Origin of the sequence: Serratia sp. (in: enterobacteria) (assembly GCF_052400455.1) — a bacterium.
Classification (GTDB): domain Bacteria; phylum Pseudomonadota; class Gammaproteobacteria; order Enterobacterales; family Enterobacteriaceae; genus Serratia; species Serratia ureilytica.
This window is the reverse complement of sequence record NZ_CP185812.1, coordinates 2,448,946-2,466,350: the sequence shown is the minus strand read 5'-3', so window position 1 is coordinate 2,466,350 and position 17,405 is coordinate 2,448,946. Positions and strand designations below refer to the sequence as shown.

Genomic DNA, 17,405 nt, shown 5'->3' with positions numbered 1-17,405 from the left:
ACCCCAGAAACACGCAATACGCTAACTTCAATTTTTTATTAAGTATCATTTTACGCTCCATGTTTATTTATACCCAGAAGAAAACTGACGTTTTAACTGCGCTGAAACCTCCTATGATCGTGAAACGACAGATAACGCATGCCTGCCCGACGCGGGCCGCATAAAACCGGCTGAGTGATAAAAATTCGGGCGTGCGGACATGAAGATGTCACCACGCCATACGCTTAGGGCGCAGAAGTGCAGACAGGTGGCGAATGTACGTTTGCCGGCGATAAACCCGGCGCCGTTATACCGGCACGGCTCGGCCATCCGGCCGAAGCGCGAGAATCAGGCTGTGAGTGCATCCCGCTCAATTATCCAGTTTTGTTAATGATTTTCATTCGCGAGGCTATCTTATACGTAAGCAAAGTGTCAACAGATGAAACAAAACATTTCTTGATTTGCATCATAACTTTCACCGCATACGTCGGCGACAAGTGCGTCGGCCACCGCTGAGCCGGGCATAACATGGCGCTTTTTACCGCCCGGCATGCGGATTTTGTCAGTCATGATGCATAAGAGAGGCGGTATGACGAGTGAAAGAGCAGCAGAAAGACTGAACATTTCCTCAAAAAGAAACATCAGGTTTGATTACTTTTTTACGGTTATTAAACCGCCTGGTCGGAGCACTTATTTTTCGATGCAATATAAGAGGGGCTTATAAATAACAGGAGTATTCCTAATGCGTTCTTGCGTAATCTATTTCATGCTACCAGGCCGATTTTTAGCCGCGCCCGCTGGCTATTCCCATTTTCATTGGCAAGACTATATTGAAAGAGGCTCTGCTATAGAGCAAGAATATGGGTAATTTTCCGAGGAAATACCGCATGAGCCTGTTGCCCGAGCAGACCAATAACAAAAATCCGATCGACCTCTACAGCGAAATCGTAGACGACTTGCCGGGTCTGATCTGCTTCGGCAACCGCCTTGGCGGTTACTTCAACAAGCAGTGGCGCGACTATACCGGCGCAATCGCCGGTGAGCACGGCGCCGCAGACTGGCTCGAGGCCCTGCACCCTGACGATCGCGAACGCCTGGCCGCGCAATGGCGCCAGGCCATCGTTGCCCTCTCCTCGTTCGCCGGCGAAGCCCGTCTGCGCGAACGCAGCGGCGCCTACCGGTGGTTTATGCTGGCGTTTAACGCCCGCCAGGACGGCAAGGCGCTGGAGCCCAGCTGGTACCTCACCGCCACCGACATCCATCCGCAAATGCTGCAACGCCAGCAAAACGTTCAGGCGCTCTCTATCCAGCAAGACATGCTGGACGCCAGCGTTGACTGCATCAAAGTGATCAATCGCGACGGCACGCTGCGCCACATGAACCGCTCCGGCAGCCTGGCGCTCGGCCTCGATCCGGCGCAAAAAGAATTTGGCATGCCCTGGCTGGGGCTGTTGTCGCCCGAAGTTCGCCGCCGCGGCAGCAAAGCGTTGCGCAGCGTCAAAGCCGGTAAGAATGCGCGCTTCGCGGGATTGAGCGTGACGCCGCAGGGCAAAAAACAGCATTGGGACAACATCCTCTCTCCCGTCAGCGATGAGCACGGGGCCGTGGCCGAGATCTTGTGCGTCTCACGGGATGTGACGTCGCAGCGCGTGATGGAGCAACGCCTGCTGCTTGCCAGCGAGTATGACGAACTGACCGGCCTGCCCAACCGACGCCTCTTCAAGAAAAAGCTGAAGCAAGAGATGAAGCGCGCCCTGCACGGCAACAAGTCGCTCGGGCTGATGCTGCTGGATCTTGACCATTTCAAACTGGTGAACGATACGCTGGGCCACGCGGCGGGCGATCATCTGCTGCGGGTGCTGGGCAAAAGGCTCAGCGCCTGCATGAATACCCATTCGTTCGTCTCTCGCCTCGGCGGCGACGAGTTCGCCGTCGTGATCAGCGACGTCGAAAACGAGCAGGATATTTTCCGCATCGCCAACAAGTTTCTGCTGCAGCTGGAGACACCGATCACCCACGGCGGCAAGACGTTGCATTGCGGCATGAGCATCGGTGGCGCCATCTATCCCAAAGATGCCCGCGATGCGTCAGAGCTGATGAAGTGCGCCGATACCGCGCTGTATGAACTGAAAGAAGGCGGCCGCGGCGGCGTCTACATGTTCGACAGCAAGATGATGGACAAAGCCCGCGCCCGCGCCAGTCAGCTCAACTACGCGCGCCAGATCGTGCGCGATAATTGCATTCGCCCCAACTACCAGCCGAAGGTCAGCCTCGCCGACGGCAGCATCGTCGGCTTCGAAGCGCTGCTGCGCTGGCATTGCCCGCAAAACGGCATACAGCTGCCGGCGACGGTCAGCGAGGCCTTCAACGACTACGAACTGGCGACCAAAATCAGCGAAGCCATGCAGCTGAAAGTCTTCGCCGATATCGCCCGCTGGCGTGCGGCCGGCGTGGCAGTGCGGCCCGTTTCGCTGAACGTGTCGCCGATCGAGTTTTTACGCGACAACTACGCCGAAACCTTCCTGCAACGCCTGCTGAAGTTCCACATTCCCCACCACCTGATCGAACTGGAAGTGACCGAACACGCGTTCAACAAGCACGGTTCGAAATACGTACTGCGCGCGCTGCACATGCTCAAAGAGATGGGTATCCGTATCGCACTGGACGACTTCGGCACTGGCCACTCCTCGTTCAGCCATATCATGGACTACCCGCTGGACTGCATTAAGCTGGACTGCGACTTCATTCAACGCATGAACACCGAACCGGCGATCCTGGCGATCGTGGAAAGCATCGGCATTCTCGGTCAAAAGCTGTCGATCGATATCATCGCCGAAGGCGTGGAAACCGAGCAGCAGCGCCAAACGCTGTGCGAAGCCGGTTTCCATATCGGCCAGGGGTTTTTGTTCAGCCCGGCGGTGGGATCCCAGCAGGTGCCGACGCTGCTGCAGGCGATACTTCAGCCTGCCGAAGGCGGCACGGCGAATCGTTAAATCGGCATCGCATGCCCCACATTCGGGGGGCTTGATCCCCCCCTCTTTTCCTCTGCTTGTTTCACGCCTCCCGCACCGGAATATTTGTGAGAGCCCTCACAAAGCATAAACGTATCTTTACATTTTTGAACGGTTAAGCTTCCGTTCTGTCAGATTTGAGTGTATTCCAGAGCGTCAAAACGATTCTTTTTCCACTCAATTGGGAACGTTACCGGAGACTTGTTAAGAAATAGTTAATTTAAATCAATGCACTACAAATAATAGCAGGAGGTACTGCGATGCACGAAAGGCAAGAGAAGAATGCAATGTTCATTTCGTTCGATGCCGTCTCGGTCTCGGGGATCACGGTGGAAGCAATGAAGATTGCCAAACGACTGCAAGCCTGTGGATTTCGCTCTTATCTTGATCTGGGATACGATATCAAGATTGATAAGGGAAACTTTAATAAACCCTATCAGCATGAGCATGACATCTACCGCGATGTCTTTACGCTGGTCCGCCTGGACGACATCACGTCGATTCCAGATTACCACCCCGCCTTTCTCGACTACGCGCACGCGGCGTTGATCGGCCAGAAAACGCCCATTGACGAGCAAGAAAAAGCCGCTTTGTTGCATACCATCGCGTTGACGGCGCGGCAGCTGGCGGATCGCCTCGTCGCCCAATGGGAAGCGCTCGCAATCAGCCATGTGGTAGTAGAAAACGGCACGCTGCCGGAAAACATCATCTATACCAAAGCGCTGTATCTGGCGATCGAAGATTATGGCCGACGTTATCGACTGACGCGTTTCGTCATCTGGCGCGATCATGACCTGATGTGGAACAGCGAAAAAAAGGTGCTCAAATACGGCCCGCCGCCTTATTCTCACGCCATCAAACCTATCCCTTCAAAATACATTACCTATGTCACGCTCAATCACGATCTTAAGCAAAAGCTGGAGGCCTGGTGCAATCATGATGTCCATGTCGAGGTAAAGAAAAATACCTATGACTTCTCAGACAGTCATGAAAGAACGAATGTCAGAAAGCAGATGAATATTCGCGACAATGATCTTCTCATTGCCAGAACCACCCGCATCATCCCTCAGAAAAGATTGGATCGCGATATTGTGCTTATCAGCCGGCTTAACGATTTATTTATCCGCGACCACAACACGCGACGCGCCTATTTGGCGATCGCCGGCAATGAATATGAAAATCCGTCATGTTATGTGCAACTCGCCAAATTGGCGCAGGAACTGAATGTTCTCCCCTATGTCAAATTCGTCGGCATGCTTCCTCATGTCGATATGCGCTCGGAAAACGACGCGTTTTGCATAGAGGACCTCTATCACTCTTGCGACCTGGTCTCTTTTCTCACCTCGTATGATTATGATAGCTATGGCAATCCTATCGGCGAAGCGATCAGTTGCCGCCGTTGCTATATCACCACTCGCTACGAATATTATCACGAAGTCTACGGCCGGCATGGGTTTGAAGCGCCCGTCATGCCGATCTCTGAGTTACAGGATGGGCCGCCGAACGACGAATTCATCCAGGACGTCTACCGGTTCATTAATAACAAGGAGAAGATGAAGCGCGTGGCGGAAAAGAATTACGCGCTGGGCAAGCGGATTTTATCCAACAACGTCATGGAGTTCTTAAATATCAGCTAATCATCGAATGACGTGACATTTCATTTTCAGACAAGCCATTTCTAACTGTGGACTTTCATTAGCCCTTGGAGGATCTATGCGTGATACTGTTTTTGTGTCTGTCGTACTGCCCGTTTATAATGAAAGCGACCGTATTGAGGCGGTTTTACTTTCGCTGTTCAATCAGCACACCAAGAATGAATTAATCACCCACGACACTTACGAACTGATTGTCGTTGATAACAACTCCACCGATGATTCCGTCGCTAAAATAAACGCGTTTAGTGAAAGGCATCCGGCTATGGCCATTCATGTTATCGCCGAAACGGTGCAGGGTGTCTCCTCGGCCAGAAAACGCGGCATGGACTATGCGTCGCTGCGTTCTAAAGCCCGCGACAGCCGGCTGGGAAATAAACGCAAGCACTATATCGTTTCCGCCGATGCCGATTGCACCGTGGATGCATTTTGGCTTTACGAGCTGGTGAATACCATGATCGAGCAACAAGGCGACCTGGGCACCTGCAACTATTACTACCCTCCCGCAGAGTTTGAGCACCGCCCCAACCTGTTCCGCGAGATCCAAAAAACGCTGCGTCTGCGCGAATTTTCGTTCTCCCTGTTCGGCGGCTTCCCCGACGGCAAAGGGTTCGGGGTGGAGCGCAGCCTGTATGACGCGGTAGGCGGCATCGAAATCTTCTACCAGCTCAACCATGGCCGCTTTGTCGAACACCTGTCCGACGACTGGGACTTCGGCATTAAGGTCATCGCCTACGGCGGCAAGCCGGTTTACGCTCGCCATGCTTACGTTGAGATCAACAGCCGCCGGGTGGACACCATTCTCGATGAGGTGATCAACGGCATCGCCTACGGCAAGGACGGCATCATTATCATGAAAGACGTCCGGCCGGACGTTGAGCGACAGAAAACCGCGCTGGCGGACGCCACGCCGGCGGAGGCGAAACTGGCCTGGGACTACTCGGTCAAGGACTACACGCCAAAGAATATCTTACTGCCGGTGCTGCTCAATCCGTATCTGCTGTTGGAAAACAGCGAAGTGCGCGATTTCTTCTCCGGCCCGCTGGCCGACAGCCTCTACCGCCGCATTCACGAGCTGAAACACGAGATGCGCCTCATCGATTTCAAACCGATCCATGCCTATAAAACCCCCGCCTATCGGCTCTACCTCGAATTTCGCGATGCGCTGTTTGCCGCCATGCGGCGCGCCGTCGGTGACGATATCGGCTTCCCGCCCGCATTGCCGGCCTGCTTCGATACGGTCAAAGACGAGGATTTCACCCGCTTTGTTTATTACTTCTGTGAAGACCGCGAGTCCGGCGAAGCCCACAACTATTTCGGCAACGGAGGGGTATTCTGATGAACGACGAAGCCTTGCACTCATTGCTGGATATCGATGAAAACTATCCCACGCCGCGGGTGAACGCGTTCCTGGCGCAACCGGAAAACCGGGCCTTTCTGGAGTACGTCCATAAGGATCCGTTCGGCTGTCACGTGTTCCCCGGCGATCTCGTCGACTACCCGCTGGCCGCGTTTTTTGCCGATATGGAGGCCGACATTCGCCAGGCGGGCAAAATCCACCTCTGGGCCTATATCCCGACCTGCCGCTATCGCTGCCATTTTTGTCAGTACCCCACGGTGATCCTCAATCCCAAGGCGCCCGCCTCTCAGGCGGTATTCCGCGATTTGGTCGATTTCAACATCAAGGAGGCGCAAATGTGGCTGGCGCGCGTGCCCAGCCTGGCCGAAGTGGAAATCGGTGAATTCAACGTCTTTGGCGGCACGCCGTCCTTGCTGCCGGAGCCGGAACTGCGCCGCATGATGGCCTTCTACTTCAGCCACTTTAACTTCACCAACGCCACCCTGCGCTTCGAAGGGGAGCCCGGCACCCTGAACAAAGCCTATCTGGCGCTGCTGAAAGAGCTCGGCTTCAGCAAAATCAGTTTCGGCACCCAATCCTTCAATGACGACATCATCACCGCCTGCGGGCGCATGCACTCGGCCGAAGAGTGCGTGGAGACCATTCATCATGCGCGCGCGCTCGGCATTGATTGGGTCAGCGTGGATCTCATTTACGGCATGCTGGGCCAAAGCGTGGACGACGTGAAATACGACATGGAAAAAACCCTCGAGCTGAATCTGTCGCACGTCGTCTGCACCAAACTGCACATGGATGAGTTTATTAAAAATCGCACCGGCGTCTCGGGCGAGCGCGAAAGCCTGTGGCAGAAAAAGGGGCTGATCAGCATCAACAACCTGCGCTTCCCTGGCCTGGGCAAACAGTACCAAATGCGCGAGCTGGTCGAGAACTACCTGAATGGCGGCTATACCGAACACCCCACCATGTACTTTCACCGCAATGATCAACAGCCGGAAAAGTGGAAATCGCTCATCACCGATCTCGACAAGCAGTATCCGGAAGTGGCGATCGGTTTGGGCGGCAGCTCCAAATCGACGCGATCCGAAGCCATCAACATCACCGGTTACAAGAAGTACAAGGAGGCGCTCAACCAAGACCGCCTGCCCATCGAGGAAAGCCGCGGTTTCTCCCCGATCCAGCGTGAAGTGAACGCCTTCAAAATGGCGCTCTCCACCTTGCTGCCGGTGGACGATCGGGTGTTTAAACGGCGCTTTGACGGCAACAGCCTGTTTGCTAACCCGGTCATCCGCCGCACGTTGAAAACCCTGGTGGATAAAGCGCTGGTCACTGTCGATGGCCCGTGCGTGACGCTCACGCCCATCGGCGTCACGCTGGTCGAAGCCATTATCAATACCCAATTTTCCGCCGCATTCGCCAATCAGGAGTGAAAGATGACGACGACAGTCTCCGATCCCAAACCGGTATTCAGCTTCTATTACATCGGCATCGATACCGAAGCCGGCGTCACGCCACAACAGTTTGAAGCCTTCGTGCGCGAACAAGGCGTGCATATCCCCTGTTATCCCGGCTGGCGCTGGACGTTGCTGCGCGGCCTGCGCGGCGAACGCGTCGGGCAATACCTGATGCTGTACGAGATTGACAGCGCCGAGCAGCGCGATCGTTACGTCACCGCCACCGGGCAGCGAACGGCGCACGCGCACGAATTCTGGCGGCGGCATGCCGCCGCGCAGGAAATCCTCGCCGAGTGGCGAAAACTGGGCACCTACAGCCTGCTGCCGACGCTGTTCAGCGATTATCGCCTGCTGGCTGAGAACAGAAAAAGCGACGTGCCGCCCGGCCCGCGCTACCGGGAACGGCCGGGCGAACCGCCCGAGGCGCGCATTATCGGCATCCACAATCTGGCGCTGCGCGAAGGCGTGACCCCGGCGCAATTCGAACGCTTTATCGCCGAAAATCACCATCGCATTGAGGATTATCCGGGCTGGAAGTTTCACTTGCTGAAGGGAGAACGCGGCAATCGGCTCGACCAGTACGCGGTGATGATGGAAATCGTCAGCCTGGCGGCGCTGGACGTGTTCTATCCGGAGCCCGATATCGCCACCGCCGAAGCGGCAACCTTCGCCAAAGCGCATCGCGACACCAAGCAAATGTATGAAGAGTGGAAGCAACTGGCGTCATTTTCCGGTTCACCGCAGATTTATACCGATTATCTGTCCGTCGCACAGAGCCGATCGTCATGATGCTGCCTTGGCTAACCGGGGAGGCCGCAGAGAATCATCGCCGGCAAATCGCCACCCGAGCGATCTTCTTCCTCGCCGGGTTGGGCATGGCCGCCTGGGCGCCGTTGATCCCTTTCGTGAAAGCGCGATTGGGCATCGATGACGGCGCGCTCGGTTTGCTGCTGTTTTGCCTCGCCGCCGGCTCCATGGCGATCATGCCCTTCGCCGGGTATCTGATCGCCAAACTGGGGTGCCGCGCCGTGTTGCTGGGCGCTGGCGCCTTGCTGTGCGTCGACTTGCCGCTGTTGGCGTTACTCGATGAGTCGCTGTTGATGGGGGCGGCATTGGGGGTATTTGGCGCCGTCAACGGCATCATGGATGTGGCGATGAACTCACAGGCGATAATCGTCGAGCGGGAGAGCGGCCAGGCGAAAATGTCCGGCTTTCATGGCTTCTACAGCCTTGGCGGCATTGCCGGCGCCGGCGGCGTCAGTCTGTTGCTGCTGGCGGGCCTCGCCCCGGCCCAGGCCATCGGCCTGATCGCCCTCCTCATCGCGATCCTGCTGCTGATCGTCGCCGGCGATTTACTGGCGCACGGCGGCATCGGCGAGCGGGGACGGGGCGGCGCGCGGTGGGCGCTGGCCCACGGCAAGATCCTGTTTATCGCCCTGCTCTGTTTCTTCGTGTTCCTGACCGAGGGGGCGATGCTCGACTGGTCGGCATTATTCCTGCATGCCGAGCGCGGCGTGGCCAAATCGCAGGCGGGGATCGGGTTCACGCTGTACGCCGTCGCCGTGGCCTGCGGGCGGCTGTATGGCGACAGGCTGATCGGCGCAATCGGGCGCTTTCGCACTCTGCTGCTCGGCAGCCTGTGCGCCGCGGCGGGCGTGCTGTTGACCGTCACCGTCCCTCTGGCATCGGCCGCCTTTGGCGGGTTGATGCTCGCCGGCCTGGGCATCGCCAACATCGTTCCCATTCTGTTCAACGCCGTCGGCAATCAAAAACAGGTGCCGCCTGGCCAGGCGTTTCCGGCCGTGACGCTGGTCGGCTATCTCGGCTTATTAACCGGCCCGGCGCTGATCGGTTTTATCGCCAATTACACCAGCCTGGCCCTGGCTTTCGGCTGCACGCTGCTGTGCCTGTTGCTGGTCAGCATCAGCGCCAAAGCCGTGACGAACACATCTCACTAACTTAACTTGCGAGGATCGTTTAATGCATGCATCAACCACGCCGGTTTTCTCCCTGCACTACGTGGGAATCAACCTGAAACGGGGCGTCGCCTCGGATCGTTTCGAAGCGTTCGTTCGCCGTAAAGGCGTCGCCATCCCGGCCTATCCCGGCTGGCGATGGACGCTGCTGCGCGGCCTGCGCGGCGAGCGTGAAAATCAGTACCTGATGGTTTATCAGGCTAAAGACGCCGCCACCTACGCGCGCTATATCGACGGCAACGGCGAGCTGACCGACGAGGCGCACGCCTTTTGGCGGCAGCGTCCGGAGGCCGCCGCGCTGATTGAGGAGTGGAAAACCTTCGCGACCTTCGCCGAACTGCCGACCCTTTACACCTGTTACCGTCTGGTGGCCGAGAATAGCCGCAGTTCATTGCCGCCCGGCCCCAATTACCGCAGCGAACCGGGGAAGGAAAGCATTCAGCGTGTCATCGGCATTCATAACCTGGCGCTTAAAGCGGGCGTCTCGCCCCAGCGGTTTGAACGGTTCATTACCGACAACATCCACCGCGTGGAAGACTACCCGGGCTGGAAGTTTCACCTGCTGAAGGGCCAGAGCGGCAACCGGCTGGACCAATACGCGGTGATGCTGATCATTGAAAGTCTGGCGTCGCTCAACGCGTTCCATCCGGAGCTCGATGTCTCAACCGAGCAAGCGCTCAGGTTCGTGGCCGAGCATCAGGACACCGAACGCATGTACGACGAGTGGAAAACACTGGCGTCTTTCTCCGGCGCGCCGCAAATCTACACGGATTACCTGGCGATTGGCGGCAACGAGAATGACGCCCATCCGGCGTAAACCGCGCGGCGGCGTTGAGCGCCGCCGCTTTCACGGCCGCCGTTCGCCGAACGGCGCCAGCTTCATGCCGATAAGCGTCACCACGCAGATGAGCGCCCCGGCGTAGAAGGTGGAGGCGGAACCGAACAGCTCCCACAGGGTTCCGGCCCCGAGACTCGCCAGCAGCAGCGCCACGCCGCTGATCAGATTGAACATGCCGAACGCGGTGCCGCGCAGGTGCGCCGGCGCGGTATGTGCCACCATCGCCGCCAATAGCCCCTGGGTCATGCCCATGTGCACGCCCCACAGCGCGACGCCAAAAAGCACCCCGCCCCAATGATCGCTCAGCGCCAATACCAGGTCAGCGGCGATCAGCACCAGCAACCCGGCTTTCAGCAATCCTTCATGGCTCATGCGGTCGGACAGTTTTCCGAACGGATAGGCCGAGCAGGCGTAGACCAGATTCATGGCGACCATCACCAGCGGGATCAGCGCCAGCGGCGTGCCGCCCTGCTGCGCCTTCAACACCAGGAACGCTTCACTGAAGCGCGCCAGCGTGAAGATCGCGCCGATGCTCACCACCCACCAATAGCTGCGCCCCAGCAGCCGCAGGTTGGCGCGAGTGATCGGGTTGGTGCGCTTGTGGGTTATCGTGGCGGCCGGCTCTTTCAGGCCGAAAAACAGCAGCGCAATCGCCAGCGCCGCCGGGATCGCCGCCACCCAGAAGATGGCGCGAAAATCGTTGTGCCACAGCAGCATCAGACCGACGGCCAGCAGCGGCCCTAAAAAGGCGCCGACGGTATCCAGCGACTGGCGCAGCCCGAAAGCCGCGCCGCGAATTTCCGGCGGCGTCACGTCGGCCACCAGGGCATCACGCGGCGCCCCGCGAATGCCTTTGCCCACGCGATCCAGCAGGCGCGCGCTCATCACCATGCCGGACGACGACGCGATGGCGAAAAACGGTTTGCTGATGGCGCCCAACCCGTAGCCCAGCAGCGCCAGCCCTTTGCGTTTGCCGAGGTAATCGCTGAGCATGCCGGAGAACACCTTGACGATCAACGCCGTCGCCTCCGCCAGCCCTTCGATCAGACCGATGACAATCACGCTGGCGCCGAGCGTCGTCGCCATAAACAGCGGCAACAGGCTATGGATCATTTCCGAGGAAACGTCCATCAGCAGGCTCACGCCACCCAATACCCACACGCCGCGCGGTATGCGGCCCAACGTAGCGAAACGCGACGACATGGTTCATCCTCGATCGATTCAGCGCCGCCAGAGGCGCCTCATGATTTTTCCAAGATTGGTTAGTTGATTTTGTTCGTTCACAGATCTGCAGCCTTTAGAGATAGTGCAACGACCGTGTGACACCCATAATAATGAAGGTAATTAACATAATGATATATAGCAAAAAGATGATAGTGATTGCGGCGCTGCTGAGTTTTTCCGCCGCCGCCGCACCGGGCGTGGATCTCGTCGCCAACGAAACGCCGATCCACACGGTGAAGAGCGCCGAAGCCGTGGCCAAAATCCCCGCCGGCTTCCGGTTCGTGGAACCCGGCACGCTGACGGTCGCCATTTCCCTGCTGGGCAGCGGCCCGCCGTTCGGCCTGTACGCCCGCGACAATAAAACGGTGATCGGCAGCGAGGCGGACATCGCGCGCCTGGTGGCCGACGGTTTGGGGTTGAAACTCAGGCTGGTGCCCACGTCGTGGGAAGACTGGCCGCTGGGGGTGGCCTCCGGCAAATATGACGCCGCGGTTTACAACATCACCGTGACCAACGAACGCAAAACCAAATTCGATTTCGCCACCTATCGGCAGGATACGCTGGGCTTCTACGTCAAGTCCGACAGTAAAATCACCCAGATCAAAACGGCGCCGGATATCGCCGGTAAAAAGATCATCGTCGATTCCGGCACCAATCAGGAAGCGGTACTGCTGGCCTGGGACAAGGAGAACCGCGCCAAGGGATTAGCGCCGCTGCAGCCGGTGTACGTCACCGATAAGGCCGCCTCCACGCTGGCCATTCAGTCGGGCCGCGCCGACGCCACCTTCGGGCCCAACGTCTCCGGCGCTTATCAGGCGCGGCTGACCGGTAAAACCCGGCTGGTGGGCATCGTGCCCGGCGGCTGGCCGAAGACCGCCAACATCGCCGTCACGCTGAAGAAAGGCAACGGCCTGGTGGACGCGGTGCAGGCTTCGCTCAACAGCGCCATCGCCAACGGCAGTTATCTGCAGGTGTTGGACCGCTGGGCGGAGAGCGACGAGAAGATTGCCCATTCCGAGATTAACCCGCCGGGACTGGGGGATTGAGAGAGCAACAAACAGGCCCCGCGCAGCGGGCCTTATCGCCGGTCAATCGAGAAGCGTCATTCCTCTGCCGCTTTTCGCCTCCCCAGCTTGCGGTACAGCGTGCTGCGCGAAACGCCGAGCGCCTTCGCCGCCCGGCTGAGATTGCCGCCCGCCCTGTCGATCGCCGCCTGCAGATCCTCGCCGCCGGCGTCGGCGCATGCCTGGCGCGGCGACAGTACCGCGATCGACTGCGGCAGATCGTCCAGGGTGATCACCGCGCGATCGTCCGCCAGCGCCAGCAGCACCTTGAGCGTACTTAACAATTGCCGCACGTTGCCGGGCCACGGATAGCGCGCCAGCATCGCCAGCGCCTCCGGCAACAGGCGAATGTCGCGCCGCTCGCCGCCCAGCTCCCGCCACAGCTGTAGAATGAAGGTCTCCAATTGCGCCCGCTCTCTGAGCGGCGGGATGCGCAGGCTGTATTCCTGTATGCGATACAATAAATCTTCGCGAAACGCCCCCCGTTTGCACCTGCCAATGCAGATCGTGGTGCGTCGCGCAAACCAGCGCGAAATCGACCGCATAGGCGCTGCGGCTGCCGAGCGGCGTGACCGTTTTCTCCTGCAACACCCGCAGCAGGCGCGTTTGCAGGCCCGCCGGCATGTCGCCGATTTCATCGAGGAACAGCACGCCGCCATCCGCCTCGCGGATCTTGCCGATATAACCTTTGGGGTTGGCGCCGGTAAACGCCCCCGGCGCATAGCCGAACAGTTCGGACTCGATCAGCGGTTCCGGCAGCGCCGCGCAGTTGATCGCCACGAAGTTGCCGTTGCGCCAGCGACTTTCCTGAAACAGGCGGCGGCTGAAGTGCTCCTTGCCGCAGCCGGTTTCGCCGGTCACGCACAGAGAAAGGCCGGCGTTGAGAATGCGCAACGCTTTCTGATGCTGCTCGTCGTGCTGTTCCGCCGGCGGCGTCGAACGCAGGGCGCTAACGCGGCGTTGGGGCGCCTCGAGCAGCGAATAATAGTGCCGTTGATTGCCGGCCAGCGTCTGGCGCGGCGCGCCGGAGGGTTGCCGCAACAGATCGGGGAACAGCTGAGCGAATTCAAGCGAGCCGAATGCGGCCGGCGAGAGTTGGAACTCGACCATCGCCAGCCGATTGGCGGCGATCAGCACTTCGTCGTGAAACACCAGCAGCAGTTCCTGCGCGCTGCCCAGGCGCCCAGCGTCGGCGTGCAGGCGCAGCGTCCAGTGACGATCGGCGATCGCGCTTCTGACCCAGCGGTGTTCGATATGGCGCACCGCCTGCATGATCAGACGCTGCGCATCAGGATACGGGCACTGGGCCGGGGCAGAGAGATCCAGTATGCCAGCAATATGGCCATCCGGCCGGTAGATCGGCGCGGCGGTGCAGTTCAATCCGGCGTTTTGGTTGAGAAAATGCTGATCGCCGCGCACTTCGCAGAAAGCGCCCAGCGCCAGCGCAGTGCCGATGGCGTTGGTGCCCCGCTCCGCTTCTCCCCACTGGTTGCCCGGCGCCAGCGCAAAGCGCGACGCCTTGTGCAGAAAATCGTGATTGCCACGGGTTTCCAACACCAGCCCGTCGGCGTCGGCGATCACCACGATGGCCGGTTGACGCGTAATTTGCGCGCCCAACTGTTCGATCAGCGGCTGTACCCGTTGCGGCACCCAGTCGTTGCGGCTGCGCAGTTCTTCGAGCAGACCGGCTTTGATAAACGGGATATGTTGATCGGCGCGCGTCAGGCCGTAACTGCGGCTGCGCTGCCAGGATTCCGCCAGCGGGTGGGTCAGCAAACTGGCGCTCTCAGTGAGCAAGCGATCGTCAGGCAACATGCGTTTCTCCCCCGGCTGCAAGTGTTGCAAATATGTATCATGGATGTGTATCAGACGTTGCGACACGGAACACAAAAAATCATCGGCGGCAGCGGCACCGCTCGATTGGCTTACCCACATCAGTGCTTAACGTTTTAATAAATAGCCATTTTTTTACGAACGCTACGTTCGTCGCTAGTCTGGCACGGGGCGTGCTTCTCTGTGCTGCGGCGACAGGCCGCACTCACAGGCGCAGCCCAATAGCGCCGGTTATCATCTGCAGAGAGGTGCTTCACATGAAATATGTTCACCCCGGTTTGCCTGGCTCACTGGTTTCGTTCCGTCAACGCTATGGCAACTACATTGGCGGCAAATTTGTCGAACCGGTATCCGGCAACTACTTCACCAACACCTCGCCGGTGACCGGCCAGCCGATCGCCGAATTCCCGCGTTCCGACGCCAAAGACATCGAGCTGGCGCTTGACGCGGCGCATGCGGCGGCGGACGCCTGGGGTAAAACCAGCGTGCAGGAACGCGCCAATGTGCTGTTGGCGATCGCCGATCGCATCGAGTCGCGGCTGGAGATGCTGGCGCTGACCGAAACCTGGGACAACGGCAAACCGATCCGCGAAACCCTGAATGCCGATCTGCCGCTGGCGGTCGACCATTTCCGCTACTTCGCCGGCTGCCTGCGCGCGCAGGAAGGCACCGCGGCGGAGATCGACCAAAATACCGTGGCCTACCATATCTATGAACCGCTGGGCGTGGTCGGCCAGATTATCCCGTGGAACTTCCCGCTGCTGATGGCCGCCTGGAAACTGGCGCCGGCGCTGGCGGGCGGTAACTGCGTGGTGCTGAAACCGGCGGAACAGACGCCGCTCGGCATCAGGGTGCTGATGGAAGAGATCGGCGATCTGCTGCCGCCGGGGGTGCTCAACGTGGTGCAAGGTTTCGGCGCCGAGGCCGGCGAAGCGCTGGCGCGCAGCAAACGCATCGAAAAAATCGCCTTCACCGGCTCCACGCCGGTCGGCCGCCACATTCTCGCCTGTGCGGCGGAGAACATCATCCCCAGCACCGTCGAGCTGGGCGGCAAATCGCCGAACATTTATTTTGAAGACATCATGCAGGCGGAGCCGGCGTTTATCGACAAGGCGGTTGAGGGGTTGGTGCTGGGCTTTTTCAACCAGGGAGAGGTTTGCACCTGCCCTTCACGCGCGCTGATCCAGGAGTCCATCTACCCGCAGTTTATGGAGAAAGTGCTGGCGCGTATCGCCACCATCCGCCAGGGCGATCCCTTCGACACCGAGACCATGATCGGCGCCCAGGCGTCAAAACAGCAGTACGACAAGATCCTGTCCTACATCGACATCGCTAAAAACGAGGGCGGCAAAATCGTTGCGGGCGGCGAGCCCGCTCAGCGCGGCGACGAAGTGCAAAACGGTTTCTACCTGCAGCCGACGCTGATCACCGGCGACAACAGCATGCGTTTCTTCCGCGAGGAGATCTTCGGGCCGGTGATTGGCGTCACCACCTTCAAGGATGAGGCCGAAGCCCTGGCGCTGGCCAACGACACCGAGTTCGGGCTGGGCGCCGGGCTGTGGACCCGCGACATCAACCGCGCCTACCGCATGGGACGCGCGATCAAGGCCGGCCGCGTATGGACCAACTGCTACCACCTGTACCCGGCGCACGCCGCGTTCGGCGGCTACAAAAACTCCGGCATCGGGCGCGAGACCCACAAGGCGGCGCTGTCGCACTATCAGCAGGTGAAAAACCTGCTGGTCAGCTACGACGCCAAACCGCTGGGCCTGTTCTGAAGCCGGCGTAATGAGATAACAAGAAGGCCACCCGCAGGTGGCCTTCTTTTTTCGCGTGGCCTACTTCGCCATGCCGAGATCGATCACCATGCGACCGCGAATGGTGCCCGCCTTCATCTCCTCGAAGATGGCGTTGATATCACCCAATGGCCGTTTGGTCACTTTCGGCGTCACTTTGCCTTCGGCGGCGAACTGGAACGCCTCTTTCAGATCTTCGCGCGTGCCCACCAGCGAACCCACCACCTGAATGCCGTCCAGCACCAGGCGCGGAATGCTCAGATCCATACTCTCCGGCGGCAGCCCCACGGCCACCACTTTACCGCCGGCGCGCACCGCATTGACCGCAGAGTTGAAGGCGGCTTTCGCCACCGCCGTCACCACCGCCGCGTGAGCGCCGCCGGTTTGCTGCTGAATGATCTCCTCCGCGTTTTGCGTTTTGGAGTTGATAGTCAGATCGGCGCCGATCTGTTTGGCGAACTCCAGCTGGCCATCATTGACGTCGATGGCGATCACTTTGGCGTTAAACACGTTCTTGGCGTACTGCAACGCCAGGTTGCCCAGCCCGCCCAGGCCATAGATGGCGATCCACTGCCCCGGCTTGATATCGGAAATCTTCACCGCCTTGTAGGTGGTGACGCCGGCGCAGGTGATGCTGCTGGCGGCGAAAGAATCGAGCCCGTCCGGCACTTTCACCGCGTAGTCCGCCACCACGATGCACTCTTCCGCCATGCCGCCGTCAACGCTGTAGCCGGCGTTTTTCACCGAGCGGCACAGGGTCTCGTTGCCGCTGACGCAGTATTCGCAGTGGCCGCAACCCTGGTAAAACCAGGCGACGCTGGCGCGGTCACCCACTTTTAACGAGGTGACGCCCTCACCGACTGCGGAGACCACGCCGATGCCCTCATGCCCCAACGTAATGCCCGGCACCTCGCCGAAATCGCCGTTTTTCACGTGCAAATCGGTGTGGCACACCCCGCAACACTCCATTTTCAACGCCGCTTCGCCGTGCTTCAGCGGGCGCAGTACTTTATCCTGAATGTCTACGGTATGGTTTTTCGTCACTACGGCAGCTTTCATGGTGTTTTCCTTAGCAGTGTGGGAAGTACAGTTGTTAATGTAGTGACTGTATTCGGCGAGGGCAAGCGCCGCGTGTTTTGTGTAAAAACAAATAATTAAATATGAATCAGTCTGATTATTTCATAAAAAACCATTAACAGACGGCGCGATCGCCTTGAGATT

At 58.9% G+C, this 17,405-nt stretch carries 11 protein-coding genes and 1 pseudogene; 9 read left to right on the top strand and 3 right to left on the bottom strand.

Annotated elements, in window-relative coordinates; translation table 11 throughout:
* Nucleotides 1-866: 866 nt before the first annotated feature.
* The 7 genes from ACORQT_RS12000 (at nucleotide 867) to ACORQT_RS11970 (ending at nucleotide 10,246) form a co-directional block, all read left to right on the top strand.
* Nucleotides 867-2,972: a putative bifunctional diguanylate cyclase/phosphodiesterase gene (locus ACORQT_RS12000; protein WP_033650416.1), complete on the top strand. Its 2,106-nt coding sequence runs from the start codon at nucleotides 867-869 to the stop codon at nucleotides 2,970-2,972.
* Between the two features lie 278 nt (nucleotides 2,973-3,250).
* A complete protein-coding gene (locus tag ACORQT_RS11995; RefSeq protein WP_444859415.1) occupies nucleotides 3,251-4,627 on the top strand; it encodes a glycosyl transferase family 2 in 1,377 nt (458 codons plus the stop codon).
* Between the two features lie 76 nt (nucleotides 4,628-4,703).
* Nucleotides 4,704-5,981 (top strand): glycosyltransferase family 2 protein, encoded by a 1,278-nt coding sequence (locus ACORQT_RS11990; protein WP_033650419.1) that lies wholly within the window; start codon nucleotides 4,704-4,706, stop codon nucleotides 5,979-5,981.
* Nucleotides 5,981-7,429, top strand: coding sequence for a radical SAM protein (locus tag ACORQT_RS11985; protein WP_164057749.1), 1,449 nt, complete (start codon nucleotides 5,981-5,983; stop codon nucleotides 7,427-7,429). Before ACORQT_RS11990 ends, ACORQT_RS11985 begins: the two co-directional genes overlap by 1 nt.
* A 3-nt stretch (nucleotides 7,430-7,432) precedes the next feature.
* Nucleotides 7,433-8,242 carry a hypothetical protein gene (locus tag ACORQT_RS11980; RefSeq protein WP_164057750.1) on the top strand — a complete coding sequence of 270 codons (810 nt, stop codon included), beginning with the start codon at nucleotides 7,433-7,435 and terminating at the stop codon, nucleotides 8,240-8,242.
* The gene (locus ACORQT_RS11975; RefSeq protein WP_164057751.1) at nucleotides 8,239-9,411 is read left to right on the top strand and encodes an MFS transporter; all 1,173 of its coding nucleotides are present in this window, start codon (nucleotides 8,239-8,241) and stop codon (nucleotides 9,409-9,411) included. Before ACORQT_RS11980 ends, ACORQT_RS11975 begins: the two co-directional genes overlap by 4 nt.
* A 22-nt stretch (nucleotides 9,412-9,433) precedes the next feature.
* On the top strand, nucleotides 9,434-10,246 hold the full coding sequence (locus ACORQT_RS11970) for a hypothetical protein (RefSeq protein WP_085336909.1): 813 nt from the start codon (nucleotides 9,434-9,436) through the stop codon (nucleotides 10,244-10,246).
* A gap of 30 nt (nucleotides 10,247-10,276) precedes the next feature.
* On the opposite strand, the gene ACORQT_RS11965 is transcribed toward ACORQT_RS11970, so the two are convergent.
* On the bottom strand, nucleotides 10,277-11,470 hold the full coding sequence (locus ACORQT_RS11965; RefSeq protein ID WP_089191741.1) for an MFS transporter: 1,194 nt from the start codon (nucleotides 11,468-11,470) through the stop codon (nucleotides 10,277-10,279).
* Between the two features lie 149 nt (nucleotides 11,471-11,619).
* Between ACORQT_RS11965 and ACORQT_RS11960 the strand changes: the two genes are divergently transcribed.
* Entirely contained in the window at nucleotides 11,620-12,537 is a 918-nt protein-coding gene (locus ACORQT_RS11960; protein WP_089191740.1) for an ABC transporter substrate-binding protein, read from the top strand.
* Between the two features lie 56 nt (nucleotides 12,538-12,593).
* On the opposite strand, the pseudogene ACORQT_RS11955 reads toward ACORQT_RS11960, so the two are convergent.
* A pseudogene (locus ACORQT_RS11955) lies at nucleotides 12,594-14,370 on the bottom strand (sigma-54-dependent Fis family transcriptional regulator).
* A 275-nt stretch (nucleotides 14,371-14,645) separates the two neighbouring features.
* On the opposite strand from ACORQT_RS11955, the gene exaC reads away from it, so the two are divergent.
* On the top strand, nucleotides 14,646-16,166 hold the full coding sequence (gene exaC / locus ACORQT_RS11950; protein ID WP_444859414.1) for an acetaldehyde dehydrogenase ExaC: 1,521 nt from the start codon (nucleotides 14,646-14,648) through the stop codon (nucleotides 16,164-16,166).
* Between the two features lie 60 nt (nucleotides 16,167-16,226).
* Here the strand turns inward: exaC and adhP are convergent, their stop codons facing one another.
* Entirely contained in the window at nucleotides 16,227-17,243 is a 1,017-nt protein-coding gene (adhP, locus tag ACORQT_RS11945) for an alcohol dehydrogenase AdhP (protein ID WP_033643042.1), read from the bottom strand.
* Nucleotides 17,244-17,405: the final 162 nt, after the last annotated feature.

Coding starts and splice junctions, on each gene's coding strand:
- ACORQT_RS11960 (WP_089191740.1), top strand. CDS start 11,620: ATGATATATAGCAAAAAGATGATAGTGATTGCGGCGCTGCTGAGTTTT.
- ACORQT_RS11995 (WP_444859415.1), top strand. CDS start 3,251: ATGCACGAAAGGCAAGAGAAGAATGCAATGTTCATTTCGTTCGATGCC.
- ACORQT_RS11970 (WP_085336909.1), top strand. CDS start 9,434: ATGCATGCATCAACCACGCCGGTTTTCTCCCTGCACTACGTGGGAATC.
- ACORQT_RS11980 (WP_164057750.1), top strand. CDS start 7,433: ATGACGACGACAGTCTCCGATCCCAAACCGGTATTCAGCTTCTATTAC.
- adhP (WP_033643042.1), bottom strand. CDS start 17,243: ATGAAAGCTGCCGTAGTGACGAAAAACCATACCGTAGACATTCAGGAT.
- ACORQT_RS11990 (WP_033650419.1), top strand. CDS start 4,704: ATGCGTGATACTGTTTTTGTGTCTGTCGTACTGCCCGTTTATAATGAA.
- ACORQT_RS11965 (WP_089191741.1), bottom strand. CDS start 11,470: ATGTCGTCGCGTTTCGCTACGTTGGGCCGCATACCGCGCGGCGTGTGG.
- ACORQT_RS11985 (WP_164057749.1), top strand. CDS start 5,981: ATGAACGACGAAGCCTTGCACTCATTGCTGGATATCGATGAAAACTAT.
- exaC (WP_444859414.1), top strand. CDS start 14,646: ATGAAATATGTTCACCCCGGTTTGCCTGGCTCACTGGTTTCGTTCCGT.
- ACORQT_RS11975 (WP_164057751.1), top strand. CDS start 8,239: ATGATGCTGCCTTGGCTAACCGGGGAGGCCGCAGAGAATCATCGCCGG.
- ACORQT_RS12000 (WP_033650416.1), top strand. CDS start 867: ATGAGCCTGTTGCCCGAGCAGACCAATAACAAAAATCCGATCGACCTC.